The organism is Algoriphagus aquimarinus, assembly GCF_007997215.1.
Classification (GTDB): domain Bacteria; phylum Bacteroidota; class Bacteroidia; order Cytophagales; family Cyclobacteriaceae; genus Algoriphagus; species Algoriphagus aquimarinus_A.
In genome coordinates this window covers 1-21,233 of sequence record NZ_VORW01000002.1, presented here as the reverse complement: position 1 = coordinate 21,233, position 21,233 = coordinate 1, and the positions used below count along the sequence as shown (strand labels likewise).

Genomic DNA, 21,233 nt, shown 5'->3' with positions numbered 1-21,233 from the left:
AGGCGCTTTGCGAACCAGTGAATTGCATATCAAACTGCTCGTATTGAATACTGAAAGTACTCAATACGATTCCTTCCGGTTTTCTTGATTATTTTCATATCCACCTATGGAAAAGTGTGAGTAGAGATAGGAAATGAGCACTAAGACCCTTTACTTTATCTATAGATAACTTTGTAACCTATTCCTGACATGTCAAAATCCGACTTGAACAGCTCGAAAAATAAAACTACTAATACCCAAGATAGACGAGCATTTTTACAAAAAAGTGCCTTAGCAGCAATGGCGACGGTTTTGGGCGCAGATATAGTTCACGCTGCCAGTATGCCTAGAGATTATATTCCTGTGGGCTTGCCTGCAGACTTTGATCCTATGAAAGGCAAAAGCAAAGACATGATTATCCGTAATGAAAAGCCTTGGAATGTAGAGCCTATGCCACATCTGTTAGATGATGCTGTAACTCCATTTTCCAATATTTTCATCAGAAATAACGGACTGATGCCAGAAGATGTTGACGCAGCAAACTGGACTTTGACTATTGGTGGTGAATCAGTCACCAAGGAAAAAACATACACGCTCGATGAGCTCAAAAAGAAGTTCAAAGCCTATACTTATCAACTAGTTCTTGAATGTGGTGGGAATGGCCGAGCTGGCTTTTATCCTCCTGCATCTGGAAATCAATGGGAAGAAGGAGCCGTGTATTGTTCAGAATGGACCGGCGTAAGATTGAAAGATGTACTGGCTGATGTCGGCATCAAATCTGATGCTGTCTATGTGGGGTATTATGGAAAAGACAAACATCTAAACGGCGACCCAAACAAAGTTGTGATCTCCCGAGGTGCTCCTATGTCCAAAGCAATGCAAGACGAAACATTACTGGCTTGGGCGCTTAATGGAAAAGATATTCCTCTTCAACATGGATTCCCACTTCGCTTGGTTTGCGGCGGCTGGCCAGCTTCCGTGTCTGGCAAGTGGCTTCATAAACTAGTGGTAAGAAACAAAGTGCATGATGGTGAGAAAATGATGGGTGACGCCTATCGTGTTCCAAAGTATCCAATAGCTCCAGGAGATAAGGTGCCAGAGGAGGATATGAAAATAATAGAGTCCATGCCTGTAAAATCGATCATCACTCACCCAAAATCCGGGGCGATGTTTGACAAATCGAAAAAATTAAACGTACGAGGACATGCTTGGGCTGGTGAACAGGAAATTAAAGAAATGCAAGTGACCACAGATTTCGGGGCTACCTGGCGAACATGTTCCTTGAAAAAACCTGCAAATCGTTTGGCTTGGCAACAGTGGTCTATAGATCTGGATTTCCCTCAAGCAGGATATTATGAGATCTGGGCAAAAGCAACTGACGATCAAGGAATCTCCCAGCCAATGGTGATGCCAGGCTGGAATCCTAAAGGCTATCTAAATAATGCCTGTCACAGAATCGCGGTGAAAGTAAGCTAATGCACATGAATAATCTTCCAAACAATAATCCCAAGACTTCAGACAAGGAAAACTATCAACTTTTCAATGGATTGATTAAGTCTGTAGCTGGACTGGTAGGAGTCGTAGTTCTCTTGGTAGGTCTTGTGCTTTCGTTGGTTTTTCTACCAGAAATCTCTACCCGATTGAATTCTACCAGCGCTGAACTGTCCTCAGCTAGCCCTGAACCATTAGCCGATTTTAGTACTGAGGTAGTAGATGGCAAAGATGTGGAAACGGGACTGATTGCAGGGAATGGACTGGAGCTTGTCAAAGCCAACTGTACTGCCTGTCACTCCAGTGCACTGATTCTTCAAAATCGTTTTAACCGTGAAGGCTGGCATTCCAAGATTGTATGGATGCAAGAGACTCAGGGATTGTGGGATCTTGGTGGAAATGAAGCTATTATTCTGGATTACTTGGCAGAGAATTACGCCCCGGAAGAATCACATGGCCGTAGAATTCCGCTTACTGGAATTGACTGGTATGAGCTGAAGGAGTGAGTAATTGAATTCAAATCCTGAATTAATAATTCTAAATTATTTTCCGCAACCTTCTTTATCAATCGTATAAGTCAGGTTGATAATCTTCCATGCATCATCTTTCTTGACCAAAGTAAAGACATCCACTCCACAGTGAGAGAAGTCCCCATTAAGTCTAAATTCATAAGGAACCCAAGCCATGGCCATTCCTTCATGGATTTTCACATCCATACTCAAGGGAGTTTCTAGGAAAGAATTTTTGGAAATAAGAGTCTTCAAATCATCACTAAATGACCTCATTCGCTGTCTGGCTGGACTTACAGTATTATTAACCGTCCAGATTTGCCCTTCCATCGAAGCTACTTGTTTTAGCAAAACGGTATCCTGCTTTTCTAAGGCCTCAAAAAATTGATTGACCACAGCGGTAACAGCTGCTACTTCTGCCTTTTCGACTTCCTGAGAAAAGCAATCAAAAGAGAATGTCAGCGCAAGAATTAGTAATACTTTTTTCATGATACTCATTAGGATTAATACTTATTAAGGGTTCAATTTCCATATTTCAAATTTTAGTCAGTATCCAGTTATGCGTCCAACTTAATTGCGAACGCATGTGTTCGCAATTAACTACCCATGAGGGCTTATATTTTTCTCCGAAAACATTGTCAGTCCGAGCGTCCCGTATAGCTATCGGGATCGAGGACAATAATTTTAATTAATTGGTAACAAGGGCCTTCGACTTCGCTCAGGCTGACATCCTCATCTCCTTTTTATATATTCATAAATTTTCAAAACTTAAAATCCCAATTCAATCATGGCTCATGCAGCAGTCCTTAAATTTCTTTCCGCTACCACATGGACAGGGATCATTTCTCCCAATCGTTCTCTTCAGGGTATTATCACCAACCTGGCTGCTGGCCAAATCTGTTTGAAAAACGGCCGAAAGAACGTCGTATAATTCAGGATGTTTTTCCTTGAAAAGCTTAGGGCGCTCAAAAAAGTACTCACTTGCTACCGCCAGAAACTCCTGCTTATTCGTCGCGCCGTAGATATTGATATCGCTTCTTCCCGACAGCATTTCCTTTGTACTCTCGCTGATCAAATGCAGCCATGGCAACACTGCCTGATTCTTCATGATTACATGTGGAATACCATCAATCTCTCCATCCTGCTTATCAAACAAGTGCACAAACTCATGGATTCCCACATTCATTTTGTCACTGGCATTATCAAAACCCAGATGCAAGGCAGGTTTGGAAAAAATCACCACATGATGCATTACTCCCCCGCTTCCTACCATGCCTGAGATATTCCGACTTTGCTCACTAAAATCGTACTTCTCAGTGAACAAATCCGGATACAAAAGTACTTCATGCAAACTGCTATACTCCCAATCGGGAAAGGCGAAAACCGGGATAACAGCACTACTTGCCACCAGCAATCGATCCTCATCATCCACGGCCGTTTTGATTCCGGTAATTCTCACCCGCTTCAGAAATCGTAAAATATCAGCTTCAAAAGTAACTTTATCCTCTTCGTCAAGAGAAGCGTAGAAATTCACTTCCTGAAGCAGGTAAAGTCTCCAGTTCTCTGGAAATACTTCTGGCGCATCGTATCCGCTTTTTATTTTCTTTGGGCGAAAAAGCAAATACAAGATTAAGGCAATGAATAACCCTACTAAAATTTTGGTGACCAAGTGTAAGTTGTTTTGGAAGGTTTAAAAAACGAAAAGTTGTTCAAGGGTTTGGGTTATCGGGATTTTATTTATTCACCTCATACGTATTTGAAAATGAAAATGGCATCAATAGCCGTCAGTAATTTTAAACTAATATTTCAAACCGAATCCAAATGGAAATAAGGTGTCTTTTTCGGGATATCCAGGTGCGTCTGGATCTTGGGTTATTACAGCTTCAGACTTATTTGCTAAAGCAAAAGGAAGTTTTCCTGTTGGCTTAAATTTCCCAGTAAGGATATCCATCACCGCTGCATCACTTACCCCAAAGGTTGCCAAAATCACTCCAGAATTTAGAATACCACTTGCCTCATCAAGCACATAAGGTTGGCGAAAATCAATTGATAAAACAGTTTTCTCAGGACCTACTTTTTGCATGACGGTCTGTATATCTTCCAATGAAGGGGTGATTTTCCAAGAGTTAGATTTGGCCATATCTGAAAATCCCAGAAAATTAAGTTCATCAGGCTGAGCACCACCAAACCTTCGCTCTGCACCTCCAATATTTGTCACATGAACTCGGATAATAGCATAATCAGTATCCTCTGACGGAACAGGCATTTTTTCACCTTTGGATATATCATAATCTCCCGAAACAGCTTTGATCCCAGACCATGCACTTTCTTTGAAAAGAGCTGAATTTACTCCCATGGTGAATACGTTCAAGGAATCTTTTTCTTCAGGAGTTGATAGCGGAAGTACATCTTTATTCTGAAGTAGCACGATAGATTTTCTTTGAGCGAGGTCAGCTTTTCTTTGAAAAGCCGGATTGCCAATTAAATAGGAGGCCCGATTTGGATCTACAAATGGATTCTCAAATAATCCCAACTCAAATTGTTCCTTCAAAAGTCTTGTAACTGATAAATCAACTCTAGCCTCAGGGAGCTTACCAGAATTCACCAAATCAAGAAGTTGTTGATTGTTATTAAAACCGGACAAAATATCTGTTCCCGCTTCTATGGCTATTAGAATCTGCTCCTCCACGCTTTTGTCTTCTAATCCCCAAGCTTTATCTCCAATGATACCCGTATCAGAATTGATGTAGCCTTTGAAACCAAGCTTTGTTCTTAAAAGATCTGTCAAAATACCCTTCGAAAACGCCATTCCAACATTATTTGGGAGGTAAGGCTGACCGACTGGAATCCCATAATAAGCCATGATTGATGAAGCTCCAGCCTCAATTGCGGCTTTAAATGGCGCGACATGGTAATCAAACATATTCGCAGGATAGGCCTGATTTTTACCAAAATCATAATGCGGATCTCCTCCTCCTTCTTGTGGACCACCACCAGGAAAATGCTTAATGGTTAAAGCCACACTTTTCGAATTCAATGTTTCGCCCTGTAGATTTTTAACCAAGACTGAAATGATATCGGAGGCAAGCTTACTGTCTTCAGTAAATGTCTCGTGGACTCTATACCAGCGTGGCTCGGTAGATAGATCAGCCATGTATCCGTACATTCCTCTTAGTCCAATTGAAGTCCATTCTTCTGCCATGATCTTCGCGAAATCAGCAATCAGTTCTAAATCTTGGGTGGCAGCAAGTCCACTTTCTTTTGGCCAAGCTGAAAATGCTCCAGATTCCACATTTATCCCTGCTCTTGCATCATATTCCATATGATTCCTTGAATTGGACTTAAACATCAGCGGTATTCCAAGACGGCTACTTTCGGCCATTTCCTGTACCGAATTCATAAACTGCGCGGCTTCAAATGGAGTGATTTGAACTCCGGCAAATCCATTTCCTGAACCACCTGTTCTGACTGGATTTTGAGTGACCGAATTTCTAAAAATGAATCTGGTCATCTTTTCATTTTCTATAAAGTCAACCGCTTTTTCAGATACTCTGCCATATTCCTCGGCATTTAAGGTATTGATCAAAAGCATCCCAACCTTTTCATCCAAGGTCATTTGACTGAGCAGATCCCCTATCCGAAGATCAATCGACTGCCTCCAATCCTCATAGATATCCAGTTTATGATTCTTATTGAGATCTTTAAATTCTAGCTGATCCTGATGAATCATGTCAACAGATCGGGCTTCTATCCTTGGCTGGAACTTATAGGTTCCTTGACCCATAGAAGCGGTCGCAATAAAAAGCAGTAATAAGAGGATTAGGTTAATTGACTTGGGCATGACAGGTTTAATTTTGGGTTATTTATGTCAAAATGATTCTTTGTCTTCTGATTATTATCCTCCATTAAAATCTAGGGGTTCAGAATTTTGGAGCATAACTAAACATACCAAAAAAAAATGACTTCCAATAAGTCCAAATGGAAACTAATAGGGATTGAAAATTTCGGGAATCTTAAATGTAAAATTCAAAACTCGCAGGTAAAACGAAAGCATTTTCAATCATCCTTCTACTGCCTATTTGAACAATGAGAATGAGCTAACTACTTCAGTATTTTAAAATTAAACACGAGTTTTTTGGTTTGGATAAGGGTTCGCCAGTCTATGAAAAACAAACAAAAAAGTAGAAACAGGGCTAATAGAAGGCTTGCGATAGATTGTAAGGAAAATGCATTCTCCAATAAAGACTCGGCATTTTCTACGGCATATTCTCCTAGAAATAATGCTAAGGTATCACTGGTAAACTTGCCGATGAGAAATGCCGGGATAATATATTTAGTCTTCAACTTTGAAATCCCAGCACCTAGAAAAAGTGGTGTGGTAGGAAGCGGCAACAACGAATAAGCAAGCACAAAGAGTTGACCTTTCCACTTATTCTCATTCATTTTCTCACCAAGAAATTGAATGTCAATATTCTTCGAAGTATTCAAATACTTTCCTGCTAGAAATGGAGTATATAAAAGCAGAATATATCTACCCAAAACTGAACCGGCTACCCCTATCACTATTACCCACCACACATTTAGCTGAAAAATGATTTGTAAAAACATCATTATCGTAAATGCAGGCAGAAAAGGAAAAGGTACTATATCAAATAGAAGTGCACCAAAAAATACTAATAGATACTGCCACCACATACTTTACCGTTTTTTTTACTGCAAAATTCAATTTATCAATTTAAGCCAACTGTGAGATATGCTTTCTGAGCATTCCTAGGAGGGCAATTCAATCTAGCAAATCTGATTTCATTTTAATTATAAATTCAGCCTTAAGATATCCATCTTCCAAATACTTTATTAATCTTGATCAAAGCTAAATGACCTGAAATGGAACACTTTTGCGAGAAGAAAAAGGCTTTAAATTTGATGCGAATTTAGAATGAGGCCATCGGAAACTCGTTTTAAGGAAGTCCTTGTTTTTCCTTGTTCATCTACCTCACAAATCCTGTAGCTCGGAAATGGGTTGCCCCAACTCCCACCGAAATGACCTGACCAGAAGTAAGGCTTTTTTTGATTCCAAATGATACCATCCACATCATGATCATGCCCATGAAAAGTAGCTTTTACATTCGGATAGCTAGCAATAAGATCGAGTACTCCTTGACAATCCACACCATGTCTTGTCCAATCTTTCTGCGAAATATGGATAAAGAGGAACACCTGCTTTAGGCTTTGGGTTTTGGACAAAGCTGTTTGTAAAAAATCCACATCTACGCAAAGGTAATCTCCGGCCTCATTGGAAGAATTGAGAATAATCATTCCGTAATCATCCTTGACCGTAAAAAATGTATTGGAAGCTTGACCCCAGATTTCAAGCCATCTGGCATCGGATACTTTGTCATGATTTCCTTTCACTACATAGTAATTCAGGGGTAACAACTGATCATATACTTTCTTCACTTCAGGCATAAAGACTGGATCATCGTGAATCAAATCCCCATTGAAGACGACCAAGTCCACATCTGATTCGCGCTTGATCGCCTGTATCAAGTTTTGGTGGGAGGCCTTAAAATCAGTATCTGCTTGTCCAAAATGACCGTCTGAAGCGGTTACAAATTTAAACACAGGTGAAAAAACTTCCTCCTGCTCAGTTTTGGAAAGTGTAAGAGGAAACCCCGCCAATGGCAAGGTAACCAAGCCGCTTCCGAGCAGGGATAAGTTTTTGAGAAAAGGGCGTCTATTCATGCTAGCTAGTTATTTTGAAAAATACGTTTCTTGTTTTTGCTGGTCCATGTTTTCAATAATATTCTTTCAAATAATCGCTTAACCCTCACCCCTAATACTTCAAGCTTTTCAAATAAGCGATGCTCTTAGGTAGGTTTTCCAGCTCTTCATCGCTTTCGTCTTCTATAAACATATGCTTGATTCCGATCTTATTGGATTCACGAAGAATGCCTGGAATATCCAGTTCGCCAGTTCCCAAGGTCACATCATTCTCTGGGCCAGTTAAGCCTGTCATATCTGTTGGAGCACCTTTTCGGAAGTCTTTCAGATGTAGTGAAACCCATCTTTTACCGTATTTTTTCAGCAAAGCCACTGGATCTCCTCCACCGAAGTGCGTCCACATCACATCCATTTGGAAGGAAACATATTTTGGATCGGTGTTCTTAACTATGTAATCGAACAAAGTACCTTTCTCAAACGGCTGAAATTCATAGCCATGCACATGGTACATAAATGTGATTCCATTCTCCGCCAGCACTTTTCCGCCTTCGTTGAAAGCCTTGATCGCACGATCTGCATTTGCTTTGGTGAAGTCTCCGTTATGAGGCAGCCAAGCCACCATCACGTACTTCGCTCCTAATGCTTTCACTTGATCGGCAACTTTCTGAGGATCTGCTTCCAATGCTTCAAAACCTGTTCCGGTGGAAGGAATACTTATTCCTCTGGCTGCGCAAAGTTTAAGAAACTCTTCCGTGCTAATTCCTCTTGGCGCTCCTCCTTCTAGCTCTGTGAAGCCCATTTCTTGGATAATATCAAGTGTAGATTCTACACCATTTGCCCAGTGATTTCGGAAGGAATACGACTGAACTCCAAGCGGAGCTTGCATGAGCGGATCGCCTTTTTTCTGAGCAAAACTCATTTCTGCTATTCCAAAACACAGCAGTAACAAAACAGTCACTTTGATCTTTTTCATAAATATTTTTTTATATGTGTATATCCGTTTTCTCTAAATCTCTTATTCTCTAAATCTCATCACCCCAAATTCTGACGATTCAGCTCGTCTACTGCATAATTTGCAGATCGGGCAGTCAGCGCCATAAAAGTCAGCGTAGGATTCTGAGTACTGGTGCTAGTCATACAGGCACCATCCGTAACGAAGATATTTTTACAGTGATGAAGTTGATTCCATTCATTCAGAAGTGAAGTCTTTGGATCACGCCCCATACGTACACCGCCCATTTCGTGGATATCCGAACCTGGATCCGAGTGCGAGTCCTCAACTTTGATATTTGTAAACCCAGCTTTCTCGTACATCAGCGTCTGTTGCTCTATAAAGTCAGCCACCATCTTATCATCATTGTCTTTCCATTCTACAGAAAGTATGATTTGCGGAATCCCATATTTATCGACTTGATCTGTGCTTAGTCGAACGTGGTTATCCTCCACGGGAATTGTCTCGCCTTGCATCCATGCAGACATATGCCAAGTTCCGTATTTTTGATTCAGTAGATTATCACGAAGCTCATCACCTATCATGCTGGTATCCGAACCTAAGCCACGACCTCCTGACATCCCGATGGAATACCCTCGAAGAAAATCTGTGTCTTGCTTGAATACATTTCGGAATCTCGGTACATAGGCATGCCCAGGGTTTCGACCGTCATTGAATTTATCCGCAAAACCTTCAAAACTCGCATTCCCTTTACCCCTGTAATTATGGCAAGCAAGGAATTTACCCATCAAGCCATTTTCGTTTCCTATTCCTCCTGAAAATGTGGAAGATTTTGAATTAAGTAAAATGGCATTAGAAGCTATCGTAGAAGCATTTACGAAGATGATCTTTGCATAAAATTCAATCTCTTCTTTCGTATTCCTATCGATAATTCTCACGCCAGTTGCTTTGCCTTTGGCATCATCATAAATAATTGATTCCACCACCGCATCAGGCCGTATAGTAAGATTTCCTGTTTTTTCTGCCCATGGCAGTGTAGATGCATTTGCAGAGAAATATCCTCCATAAATACAACCACGATTACACATACCTTGATTCTGACACTTATTTCTCCCCTGTTGTTTATGAATCTCCTGCGGGTCAGTCAAATGCGCGCATCGGCCTTGGATCAAGTAGCGATTATCAAAGTTGGAGGCTAATTGCTCCTTATAATAGTTTTCGATACAACTCAAATCAAAACCTGGCATCACTTCAGAATCGGGAAGCTCGGCTAACCCATCCTTATTTCCGGCAATTCCAGCAAATTTTTCCACATGAGTATACCAAGGCTCCAAGTCCTTGTAGCGAATTGGCCAATCCACCGCAAAACCATCACGCGCTGGACCTTCGTAATCAAAATCACTCCATCGCTGAGTAGCTCTAGCCCAAAGCAGCGACTTCCCTCCTACGTGATATCCTCGAAACCAACGAAATGGTTTCTCTTGTATAATCGGTTGCTCATCCTCCGCAAGTGCCCAATGAGCAGTTTCCTCACGCAACCATCGGCCGCCGCCCAATCCTGATCTTTTTTCCAATGGAACAGCTCCTCGGAACTCAAATTCCCAAGGGGCTTTGGATGCTGTAGGGTAATCTTCAATATGTTTGACCATCCTACCTCGCTCAAGTACGAGTGTTTTTAGGCCTTTTTCTGTCAGTTCTTTGGCTGCCCAGCCACCGCTAGCGCCTGAGCCAATCACGATAGCATCGTAGGTTCTTTTCTCTTTTGAATCTTGTAACATGATAGCTTAGGTTTGGGCAGGTAAATCAGCACACCCGTTGTAATACCCAGGTGCAACTTTATAATTTCTATAGTCAACCATCACTTCTTTCACCGTAGTAAAACCAGTGATCGTTTGTGACTTCATGAGGTTAAAAAACTCCTTTTCATCCTCATTTTCTGAGGAATTGAGCCCCAAGAGCATAGCCTCACGTTCTTCTTGAGAAGCTTTTAAAAAGCCTTTTTCATTCAGAGCAGCTAGTTGAAGTTTGATTTTATCCTGATCTTCCTTTTCATAGCAATGCTCAAAAAGCTTCATCAGGTAAATATCCGTGCCTGTGCTAAGCGCTCCAATTGGCTTTGCATCTGCGGAGCGAGTTTTGGCCGGTAGACCTTCTGGAATAATGGTCTCTGCGATGCTGGAAATAAGTTTTTCTTCTTTAGAAGTAAAAAAGCCTTTATGGTTAAAGCCATCGAGTAGCTGCCACTTCCAGTCTGCCAGTACGAGTCCGGCAATCCCTACGGCTGTACCGCCCAGGATTTTGAGTGAGTTTCTTCGGTTCATAGGTTTGATTGGGTTATCAAGGGTCTAATATAATGTTTTACATTATATCCAATCTGTTAAATCCACCAAAGGTAAATCATTGGCATCAATGGAATTCCTCCATATTAACCGCGTATATACCTTAATTCATCAGCACATTATTGATGAAAATCATTTTTTAAAATTATATTCAAAACTGGTACCCCAATCAAACCTATTTATGCAAAACCTAATGAAGTATTCACCTATATTTTGTACCCTTCTTGTATTGTCATCCTGCAGTCAACCCACTGAGACTGTGAAGGAAGCTAAAGTGGCTGATATCACTTCGAAGTATCTCGCCGAGCCTTTGATCACGGACCATTACACTGCAGATCCTTCAGCTCATGTTTTTGATGGAAAGATCTACATATATCCTTCCCATGACGTGGAGTCTGATGTGGCAGAAGATGACTTGGGAGCGCATTTCAATATGATGGACTATCATGTTTACTCGATGGATTCACCCAGCGGCACTATTACGGATCATGGCAAAGTACTTGGTGTAGATGATATTCCTTGGGCAAAAAGACAACTTTGGGCACCGGATGCCGCTGAGAAAGACGGAAAGTACTACCTCTATTTTCCAGCAAAAGATGAGAAAGACATATTCAAAATCGGTGTTGCCGTTGGAGATTCACCGACAGGTCCATTCACTGCACAGCCTGAGCCGATCAAAGGAAGTTACAGCATAGATCCTTCTGTTTTCGCAGATTCGGACGGTTCTTATTACATGTACTTTGGAGGCATTTGGGGAGGTCAGTTGCAAAAGTATAGAAACAATAAATTCGACGATAAAGGAGCTGCCCCTACGGATGGACTTCCAGCAGACGATCAGCCCGCTTTGGGTCCAATTATAGCCAAAATGAGTGGTGACATGCTTCAGTTTGCAGAAACACCGAAGAGGGTCAAAATTTTGGATGAAAACGGGAAAGACCTTTTAAATGGAGATAATGACAGAAGATTCTTCGAAGCAGCCTGGATTCACAAGTATAACGGCACTTATTATTTATCCTACTCCACTGGCGATACGCATTTCATCGCTTATGCCACAGGAGACAATCCTTACGGGCCATTCACCTATAGAGGTGTTGTCCTAAATCCAGTAGAAGGATGGACAAATCATCACTCCATCGTGGAAGTAGACGGTAACTGGTTTATCTATTATCATGACACGGAGCTTTCTGGGAAAACTCATTTACGAAACATCAAAGTAACTCCTTTAAAGCATTTGGAGAACGGTAGTATTGAGACTATTAATCCGATCACAGAATAAAGCTAAAACAACTATCAAACCCTTCATCCTAAGAAAAAGGAGTCATCAAAAATGACTCCTTTTATATTTTAACCCCTTCAGCTACTTTGTTCTTATAAACCAACTTCATTGAATAAATGAGAAAAACTACTACTCTTTTAACAGTCTTCTTTATCATACTAAGCCTGACAAGCTTTGCGCAAAAGAAGAACAAGAAAAATGCAGAAGCAACTCCTGCTCCGCAAAGCCAGGTTGCTAAACCTGCTAAAAAAAGTGCTTTCAAAAAGTACAGCGAAATTGTAACGGATGAAGCCATCTCGGACGAAGGCCTATTTTTAATTCATAGGGTTGGGGACAAAAACTACTATGAAGTACCCTTTGAACTTTTGGGCAAAGACATGCTGCTGGTCTCTCGTATTTCTAAAATAGCAGACGGTATTGGCGGTGGATATACCACTGCAGGTTCTAAGTCCAATGAACAAGTGATCCATTGGTCTAGAATGCAGAACAGCATTATTCTTCGCTCCATTTCATTTGACAATGTAGCGGCAGATTCTCTTCCTATTCACTTGTCTGTGGAAGCCAATAACTACCATCCAATTTTGGCATCCTTCAAAATCGAGTCCTTCAATTCGGATTCTACTGCTGCACTAATAGAGGTGTCAGATTTATTCCTTTCCGATATCCCAGCACTCAGTGGCCTATCTGCCCCTATGAGAAAGCAGTATCAGGTGAGAAATCTGGACAAAGAAAGAAGCTTTATCACCAGAATGGCCAGCTATCCAGAAAACATTGAAGTAAGACACGACATGACTTACAATGCTTCTGATCCACCTTCCAATTCAAGGTCTGGAACAATTTCTATGGAAATGAGCCAGTCCATGTACTTGCTTCCAGAGAAACCAATGCAAGCTAGATTGTATGATCAGCGAGTAGGCTGGTTTACCGTTAGGCAGATTGACTATGGCTCAGAAGCACTAAAATCAGACTTAAAAACCTACATCAGAAGATGGAGACTGGAACCAAAAGACCCTGAGGCGTATGCCAGAGGTGAATTAGTAGAGCCGGTGAAACCTATTGTTTATTATTTGGATCCGGCAACTCCTCAAAAATGGAGAAAATATTTCCGTGAGGGAATTGAAGATTGGCAGGTTGCTTTTGAAGCTGCTGGTTATAAAAATGCCATCATAGCAAAAGACGCTCCTACCAAAGAAGAAGATCCTGATTGGAGTGCTGAAGATGCTAGATATTCTACTGTTCGTTACGTGGCTACGACGACCCGAAATGCAATGGGACCAAGTGTATCTGATCCTCGCTCAGGTGAAATCATAGAAAGTGATATCGTATGGTATCACAATCACTTGCGTTCGTATAGAAACCGCTACATGTTAGAAACTGGCGCTGCAAATCCATCAGCCAGAACCTTGAATACACCGGATGAAGAAATCGGTGAAATGATGAGAAGAGTGATTTCCCATGAGATTGGTCACGCGCTTGGATTGCCTCACAACATGAAAGCATCTTATGCCTACCCTACCGATTCCTTGCGTTCGGCTACTTTCACCCAGAAATGGGGGCTTGCAGCAACGATCATGGATTACACGCGCTACAACTACGTCGCTCAGCCAGGTGATGAGGGAGTTCGCTGGGTAAGAATGCTCGGCCCATATGACAACTATGCAATCAACTGGGGCTATAGATATATCCCGAATGCCAATTCTCCTGAAGCTGAAAAACCTACGTTGAATAGCTGGATAAGAGAAAAAGCCGGTGATCCAGTTTACCTTTTTGGTGGAGGCAACTCTTATGACCCAAGCGCTCAAACAGAATCTGTAGGAGATGACGCTATCAAAGCAAGTACCTATGGATTGGCAAACTTGAAAATCGTCGCGCCAAATCTTGCGAAATGGACTGCCACTGCCGGCGAAGGTTATGGCGATTTAGAAGAATTATATGGAGAATTGATCGGAGTTTGGAGCCGCTTTGCAAATCATGTGGTGACTAACATTGGTGGGGTTTACGAGCAGTATAAAACTACAGATCAAGAGGGTGTCACCTATACTCCAACTTCCAAACCTGAGCAGGTGAATGCAATGAAGTTTTTGAATGAAAACGTGTTTACTACACCTGATTGGCTACTTCAAAAAGAAATCCTTAACAATATCGAGCCTAGTGGCGCAGTATCTTCTATTGGCACTTTGCAATCAAGAATTCTGAGCAACGTTCTGAGAAAGGACCGATTGGAGCGCATGATTGACAATGAAGCGTTGAATGGAGCTACCGCCTACTCAATGACTCAAATGCTAATTGATTTGAGAAAAGGCATTTGGTCTGAACTTTCAGGATCAAAAGACATTGATGCATTTCGCAGAAATCTACAGCGTTCGCATGTGGAGCGTCTTGCTTCTCTGATGACTCAAGATGAAAAAAGCCGTTCTGATATCAGTGCAGCTGTTCGTGCGGAATTAAAAACAATCCAAAGTTCTGCTAGATCTGCAAGTTCTAGATACAGTGCTGGGATAGTTCAAAATCACCTTCGTGATATTGATGCTCTGGTAGACTCATTGCTTGACGCAGAATAAATTTATATGTCATTGCCCTTCTCTCGAAAGGCAATGACATGTTTTTATAGAATTAAAGCTTGGTTTTCTTTGTACTTTGGGCAACTCCAGAGAATAGCCATTTTCATAAATCTTTCTTAGACACTATCCTTAATGCCTGATCATTAGGAATCACCAATGTGTAAGATATTTATGTAATGATTTCTTAAAAATCATCACGGGCATTTCCAAGTTATTTTCTGTAATCTAATGGCGCAGATCTTTCACCGGTAAGCGCTTCATATTTAAAGCCAGCGCCTCTTCTGGTGTCTAATTCTGCTTTTGCTTTTGTAGCAATTGATGGATCTTTAAAGATATCCATCATAGTTAAAGTAAGAGTTTTTGCAGCAACCATCATACCCTTGCTTCCAATGCTTGTTCCGCCAGCAGCTACTGCTTGCCATGTGTGCGCAGAAGTTCCTGGTACCCAAGTAGCGGTTCCTAGACCCGCGGTAGGCACCAGCCAGCTTACGTCTCCCACGTCAGTTGAACCTCCAGCACCTTTCTCATTTACTTCGAATGGAGCTATTTCACTTGCATCGTCTGGAGAAACAAGCACACCAGCTGGGTAAGTCTTGATGATATCTTCAGCGAATTTTCTTTCCTCGGCGGTGTAGTTGATGCCACCCACTTTTTCAAGGTTACTTTGCATTACCCTCGCCAAGGTTTCATTTGGTAAGAGGTTATAAACACCATTGATAATTTCATATTCCATTCTAGTCTGAGTACCCTGCGCAGCACCTTCTGCGGCATCTATCATTTTCGCAAAAATTTCCTTCACTTTTAATGCATCAGGATGTCTTACATAGTGATAGGATTCGGCAAATGCAGGCACCACATTAGGTGCTTCTCCACCTCGGGTGATTACGTAATGCATTCTTGTTTCCATTGGCACGTGTTCCCGCATCAGATTCACCATAAAATTCATCGCTTCTACCGCATCCAAAGCAGATCGTCCACGCTCAGGAGCTGCAGCTGCATGAGAAGCTTCACCATAAAATCTAAACTTGGTAGAAATATTAGCTAAGGAGGAATTTGCGCCAGCATTGTTTGCAGATGAAGGATGCCAATGGAGCATGGCGTCCACGTCATCCATAATGCCAGCTTTGGCCATATAAACTTTCCCTCCGCCACCTTCTTCGGCAGGCGTACCGTACACACGAATAGTACCTTTGATCTTATTTTCTTTCATCCACTCCAGCGTAGATATACCAGCAGCTACTGAGGCTGTACCAAATAAATGGTGTCCGCAAGCATGGCCGGCACCGCCTTCTACTACCGGATCTCGAAATGGCACGGCTTTTTGAGAAATTCCAGGGAGTGCATCAAATTCAGCCATAATTCCTATTATCGGTTTCCCCGATCCATATTCCGCCACAAAAGCCGTAGGAATATCAGCCACTCCAGCTTTCACAGTAAATCCCGCATCCGTAAGTGTTTTTTGAAGTAAAGCAGAACTTTGGTTTTCCAAATAGCCGAGCTCAGGATTTGACCAAATTTGTTTAGCAATATCGCTGTAGAATTCCGATCTGCTGTCTAGCTTCTTAAGCGTTTCATTTTCTTGAGCTTGTACAGCTAGTGCAATAAAAAAACACAACAGTGAGTATATTTTTTTCATAGGGGTAATGATTTGGTTGATGGTGATTTGAAAATACGCAAAGTGGAACAATTACACCTCATTTAATCAAAAAATAGAAGTTCCTAATTACTCTTTGCCCTAGTAGTTAGGCAATTAGAAATAATTAAAGATTTTATTGAATAATTCCTAAATACAAAAATATTTATAACTCCTTTATTATCAATTGATTTAGATAAACTGTAAATTTTCATAAACCAAACCTCATTTTTAATATGAAAAAGATTTTTAAAGTATTTGGGTACTTACTTGCTGTACTTGTAGTTTTTATTGTAGGCGGAATTGTCTTTGTAAACATGTCATTTCCAAAAGTAAGCCCGGCACAAGACCTTACCATAACTTCTGGTCCTGATAGAGTTGCAAGAGGAGCATACCTCGCAAATCATGTCGTAGTATGTGTGGATTGCCATTCTACGCGCGATTTCTCGCTGTTATCTGGCCCTATCGAACCTGGGACTCTAGGAAAAGGTGGGGAATTATTCGATCAATCAATGGGATTCCCAGGAGTGTTTTATTCAAAAAACATCACTCCTACTGGAATTTCTGATTACACAGATGGGGAGTTGTATCGATTAATCACCACGGGAGTTACCAATGATGGAAGAGCAATGTTTCCCGTTATGCCCTACCCATATTATGGCAAAATGGATCCAGAAGACATTTATGACATCATTGCTTATATCAGAAGTTTAGATCCAATCGACAATGAAATCCCTGAATCAAAGGCCGATTTCCCAGTAAGCTTAATTCTGAAAACAATCCCGCAAGACGCTGACCCTCAACCTAAGCCAGCCAAGACTGACCAAGTAGCATACGGCAAATACCTTGTCAATGCGGCAGCATGCCAAGAATGTCATAGTCCTGTGGATGCTCAGAACGCTATGTTACCAGGACTAGAGTTTTCTGGAGGAAGAGCATTTGCTTTTCCAGATGGCTCCGTAGTTAGATCAGCTAACCTTACTCAAGATGAGGAATCTGGTATTGGCACATGGACAGAAGATATGTTTGTTGGGAGATTCAAGCAATACCTAGACTCTGGTTATCATTTACCGAAAGTTCAGCCAGGTGAATTCAACACTGTAATGCCTTGGACTATGTATGGAGGAATGGAAAAAGAAGATCTCAAGGCTATTTATTCGTATCTAAATACGATTAAGCCAATCTCTAATCAAGTCGTGAAATTTTCTCCTCCAGTCACTTCAGAGTAAATTTTAAATTGAAAAAAATAATCAAACCTACCTTCTCACAAATCGTAAAGAGGGTAGGTTTTTCTTTATCATATGAAATCCCGAACTTTGCCAACAGTATGAAAGCAATCCTCTCATCTTTAATGCTCCTATTTTTTCTGACGGGTCAAGTCAATTTGACTTTGGCAGCGCATTACTGTGGTGATGAATTAAAAAGTACTGAAGTAACCATATCTCCTGAAAAAACTGATTGCTGCGGTGCGGATATAACTGCAAATCCTGATTGCTGCACAGATGAATATGCTTCTTCAGATTCAGATGATTTTTTCGGTAAAACACAATTTCAGATCCAACTTTCCCCGGAATTTGTGTTGGCCTACGTGCTAACAATTCCAGGAATACTTGTAGAAGATATTCAGATTTCGAATCCAGGTTATCTTTCTCCAGATCGTACTATTCCCGATCTAATTATTCTCCATCAATCCTTCTTGATTTAAGACCTGCTTGGTTTTTATTCGCTTTTGGCGAACTGTAATCTATTTACATACAAGCAATTTCTTTTGAAATGCGCATTCGCTTAGTTTTCCCAACCTATTAACCGGTTTGACTAAGTTTAATGCGATTTCCTTGAGAGCAATGGGAATATCTTAATTATATGAAATCAACAATTTTATTAATAGCATGTTTATTTGCGCCAGCACTAATATTTGCTCAAAACAGCATTAAGGGCAAGGTTCAATCAGCATCTAATGAGCCTCTTATCGGGGCGAGCATCAAACTTCAAGGCAAAGACCAAGGTGTAATCACTAATCTGGATGGGTACTTTGAACTAGGAAATGTGCTAAAAACAGATCGATTGGTAGTAAACTACCTTGGCTATGAGCCAGACACGTTGTCCCCTGTTTTTGACGAAGCAATGCTAATCACCCTACAAGAAAGCGGTGAAGCTATGGAGGAAGTTACCATTAGAGGTAGATCTCAGTCTGTAGTAGACGAGGCTCCATTTCTAAATATCCTAATCAGCGAAAATGAACTCCAGAAAGCCGCGTGCTGTAACCTTTCTGAGAGTTTTGAGACCAATGCCTCGGTGGATGTTTCTTATGCAGATGCTGTCACCGGGACCAAAATGATCCAGATGATGGGTCTGGATGGTCGATACGTGCTAATCAGCAGAGAAGGAATTCCGAATATCCGAGGTTTAAATTCCAGACTTGGATTGACCTTTGTTCCGGGTACTTGGATTCAATCCATTGATGTAGGGAAAGGGGCTGGTACTGTCATTAATGGCTATGAGTCTATGACTGGCCAGATCAACGTAGATCTTTTCAAACCTGAAAGCATGGATACTTGGTACCTCAATGGCTACCTCAATTCCTTTGGAAGAATAGAAATCAATGCAAATCATCAGGTTCCAATCAGTGAAAAATGGAGTTCTGGCGTACTATTTCATGCAAGTCAAATGAGCTCTGAAATCGACGGAAATGACGATGGATTCATGGATCTACCCAAAGGCAGGCAGCTAAATTTCCTCAATCGTTACAAGTACGAAGGTGATCGACTGATGGCACAAATAGGAGTAAATCTATTTATGTCAGACAATGCTGGAGGCCAAAAAGGGTTTGGTTTTAATGGCGATTTATCCACAAGTAGCATGTATGGCTATGAAATGGACACCCGTAAAGCAGAAGTATTTGGTAAGCTAGGCATGATTTACCCTGATAAGCCTACACAAAGCTGGGGGTTTCAATATTCTCTCTCCTATCAGGACTTCAATGGCGGAGCAGGGAGAAGAATTTATCAGGGAATAGAAAAGACAGCTTATGGAAATTTCATTTATCAGAATGTCTTGGGGTCAAGCTTTCACCAGTACAAAACAGGGGCAAGTTTTCTTTACGATGATTTTGAAGAAACCTTTGATTCCAATACCCCGACGGGACTCGATACAGCGATGTATAGAACAGAAAAAGTACCAGGACTTTTCTTCGAATATAACTTCATTCCAAACGAACGAATTACGGTAGTAGCAGGAGCTAGAACTGATTTCCACAATCTTTTTGGAACCTACTTCACTCCTAGAGTTCATGCCAGATGGGAATTTATCCCAAATTGGACCCTAAGAGGATCTGTAGGAAAAGGCTATAGAACTCCAAATGCTTTGATGGAAAACAGCTCAGTATGGATTTCAGCCAGAGAACTTGTTTTCAACGCAGAACTGAAACCTGAGGAATCTTGGAATACGGGAGTCAGTGTAGCCGGAAACGTTACTATAGATGATCGCCCTTTAAGTATTGTAGCAGATTATTTCTATACGGACTTTACTAATCAACTGGTATACGATATGGATGTAAGTTCAGAATTACTAGTCGTAAACAATCTATCTAATGGATCTTATGCGAATAGTTTTCAAATAGAAGCTAGCTATCCTATCACTGAAAGAGTCGATGCCAAAGCTGCTTACAAGCATTACGAGATGATGATGACTACGGATGGAATTCTTCAGCAGATTCCGCTACAAAGTCAAGATCGATTCTTTATGAATATAGCCTATGCTACTAAGTACGAAAAGTGGAAAGCAGATATGACGCTGAACTGGAATGGCCCAATGCGTATTCCTAATACCAGCGAAAGTCCAGTGGAATTTCGTCAGCCATCTGAGTCGCCTGATTTCTTTATGCTAAATGCTCAGGTTAGTCGAGGATTTCGCTGGGGCAGCATTTACCTAGGCGGAGAAAATATTTTAAACTTCAAACAATCAAATCCTATCATCGACCCTGAAAATCCTTTTGGCTCAAATTTCGATGCTTCCATGACTTGGGGGCCGATAGCTGGAAGAGTTATTTATACTGGGATCAGATATAAAATCAAATAACCATTCGCAATTATGACAGTAGCTATTATCTCTTGATCTAGTGGACGGAAGACCGAAGACGGGTGACCGATGTAGCCTCAATGGAGAGTTTGCCAAATCCTAAAATGCTTTCATCTCCTTTCTGGTAAAAGCAAAAATACGTATAAAATAAACTAACGAAATAATGAAAAAATTAATCTTAACCTTCTTTATTGCGGCTTTTGCCTTTGCTGCTCAAGCCCAAGTAAAAACAATCGGCATCAAAACATCCGCAATCTGCGAGATGTGTAAGGCTACTTTGGAAAAGGATTTAACATTCGAAAAAGGCGTGAAATCAGTGAATCTAGACTTGGAAACCAAAGTCTTGAACATCGCATACCTTGATTCCAAAACTGATCCGGACAAACTCAGAAAGCGAGTGACCATGGTTGGCTATAATGCAGATTCACTAAAACGTGATCCAAAAGCCTATGCGAAATTGGATGAATGTTGCAAAGATGGCGCACACGAAGATGACGATCGTCCTAAGAAAAATGATAATTAACTATTCGAAAAGCTTCTCAGAAATGGGAAGCTTTTTTGTTTTTTATGTCTCGTCCTGAAATAAGTTGACACCAAATCGACTTATTATGGAAAAAGAAAACCTCTCTAGTGTCAAGGGGAAAAAGCGTTCGCAACGTGATTACAATTTAGGCTTTAAATTGACCCTGATTTCC

17 protein-coding genes are annotated in these 21,233 nt (G+C 41.1%); 8 read left to right on the top strand and 9 right to left on the bottom strand.

The annotated features are described in order from the left end of the window. The first annotated feature begins 189 nt into the window (after window positions 1-189). Window positions 190-1,455: a sulfite oxidase gene (locus tag ESV85_RS04645; protein WP_146915228.1), complete on the top strand. Its 1,266-nt coding sequence runs from the start codon at window positions 190-192 to the stop codon at window positions 1,453-1,455. Window positions 1,456-1,460: 5 nt separating this feature from the next. Then, a complete protein-coding gene (locus ESV85_RS04640) occupies window positions 1,461-1,976 on the top strand; it encodes a hypothetical protein (protein WP_223275907.1) in 516 nt (171 codons plus the stop codon). Between the two features lie 36 nt (window positions 1,977-2,012). On the opposite strand, the gene ESV85_RS04635 is transcribed toward ESV85_RS04640, so the two are convergent. From ESV85_RS04635 to ESV85_RS04600, 8 genes are all read right to left on the bottom strand, one after another. Next, on the bottom strand, window positions 2,013-2,468 hold the full coding sequence (locus ESV85_RS04635; RefSeq protein WP_191321933.1) for a nuclear transport factor 2 family protein: 456 nt from the start codon (window positions 2,466-2,468) through the stop codon (window positions 2,013-2,015). 292 nt (window positions 2,469-2,760) lie between these two features. Then, window positions 2,761-3,648 carry a zinc-dependent peptidase gene (locus ESV85_RS04630; RefSeq protein ID WP_146915224.1) on the bottom strand — a complete coding sequence of 296 codons (888 nt, stop codon included), beginning with the start codon at window positions 3,646-3,648 and terminating at the stop codon, window positions 2,761-2,763. A gap of 129 nt (window positions 3,649-3,777) precedes the next feature. After that, window positions 3,778-5,820, bottom strand: coding sequence for a glycoside hydrolase family 3 protein (locus tag ESV85_RS04625; protein ID WP_146915222.1), 2,043 nt, complete (start codon window positions 5,818-5,820; stop codon window positions 3,778-3,780). 260 nt (window positions 5,821-6,080) lie between these two features. After that, on the bottom strand, window positions 6,081-6,674 hold the full coding sequence (locus ESV85_RS04620) for a hypothetical protein (RefSeq protein ID WP_146915221.1): 594 nt from the start codon (window positions 6,672-6,674) through the stop codon (window positions 6,081-6,083). Between the two features lie 219 nt (window positions 6,675-6,893). Then, window positions 6,894-7,721, bottom strand: a complete 828-nt coding sequence (locus ESV85_RS04615; RefSeq protein WP_146915219.1) for a metallophosphoesterase family protein — start codon at window positions 7,719-7,721, stop codon at window positions 6,894-6,896. 91 nt (window positions 7,722-7,812) lie between these two features. Further along, complete coding sequence (locus ESV85_RS04610; protein ID WP_146915217.1) at window positions 7,813-8,673, bottom strand: sugar phosphate isomerase/epimerase family protein; 861 nt, start codon at window positions 8,671-8,673, stop codon at window positions 7,813-7,815. Between the two features lie 59 nt (window positions 8,674-8,732). Beyond that, window positions 8,733-10,430: a GMC oxidoreductase gene (locus tag ESV85_RS04605; protein WP_146915216.1), complete on the bottom strand. Its 1,698-nt coding sequence runs from the start codon at window positions 10,428-10,430 to the stop codon at window positions 8,733-8,735. A gap of 6 nt (window positions 10,431-10,436) precedes the next feature. Beyond that, on the bottom strand, window positions 10,437-10,973 hold the full coding sequence (locus ESV85_RS04600; RefSeq protein ID WP_146915214.1) for a gluconate 2-dehydrogenase subunit 3 family protein: 537 nt from the start codon (window positions 10,971-10,973) through the stop codon (window positions 10,437-10,439). 199 nt (window positions 10,974-11,172) lie between these two features. Here ESV85_RS04600 and ESV85_RS04595 point away from each other — a divergent pair, with 199 nt between their 5' ends. Next, window positions 11,173-12,267: a glycoside hydrolase family 43 protein gene (locus ESV85_RS04595; RefSeq protein ID WP_146915212.1), complete on the top strand. Its 1,095-nt coding sequence runs from the start codon at window positions 11,173-11,175 to the stop codon at window positions 12,265-12,267. Window positions 12,268-12,383: 116 nt separating this feature from the next. Next, a complete protein-coding gene (locus ESV85_RS04590; protein ID WP_146915210.1) occupies window positions 12,384-14,828 on the top strand; it encodes a zinc-dependent metalloprotease in 2,445 nt (814 codons plus the stop codon). Window positions 14,829-15,039: 211 nt separating this feature from the next. Here ESV85_RS04590 and ESV85_RS04585 read toward each other — a convergent pair whose 3' ends face one another. Next, window positions 15,040-16,464, bottom strand: coding sequence for an amidohydrolase (locus ESV85_RS04585; protein WP_146915208.1), 1,425 nt, complete (start codon window positions 16,462-16,464; stop codon window positions 15,040-15,042). A gap of 233 nt (window positions 16,465-16,697) precedes the next feature. On the opposite strand from ESV85_RS04585, the gene ESV85_RS04580 reads away from it, so the two are divergent. The 4 genes from ESV85_RS04580 (at window position 16,698) to ESV85_RS04565 (ending at window position 21,061) form a co-directional block, all read left to right on the top strand. Beyond that, window positions 16,698-17,690: a c-type cytochrome gene (locus ESV85_RS04580; protein WP_146915206.1), complete on the top strand. Its 993-nt coding sequence runs from the start codon at window positions 16,698-16,700 to the stop codon at window positions 17,688-17,690. 98 nt (window positions 17,691-17,788) lie between these two features. Beyond that, window positions 17,789-18,166, top strand: a complete 378-nt coding sequence (locus tag ESV85_RS04575) for an HYC_CC_PP family protein (RefSeq protein ID WP_146915204.1) — start codon at window positions 17,789-17,791, stop codon at window positions 18,164-18,166. Window positions 18,167-18,324: 158 nt separating this feature from the next. After that, window positions 18,325-20,538 (top strand): TonB-dependent receptor plug domain-containing protein, encoded by a 2,214-nt coding sequence (locus ESV85_RS04570; protein ID WP_146915202.1) that lies wholly within the window; start codon window positions 18,325-18,327, stop codon window positions 20,536-20,538. Window positions 20,539-20,701: 163 nt separating this feature from the next. Next, entirely contained in the window at window positions 20,702-21,061 is a 360-nt protein-coding gene (locus ESV85_RS04565) for a heavy-metal-associated domain-containing protein (RefSeq protein ID WP_146915200.1), read from the top strand. Window positions 21,062-21,233 lie beyond the last annotated feature (172 nt).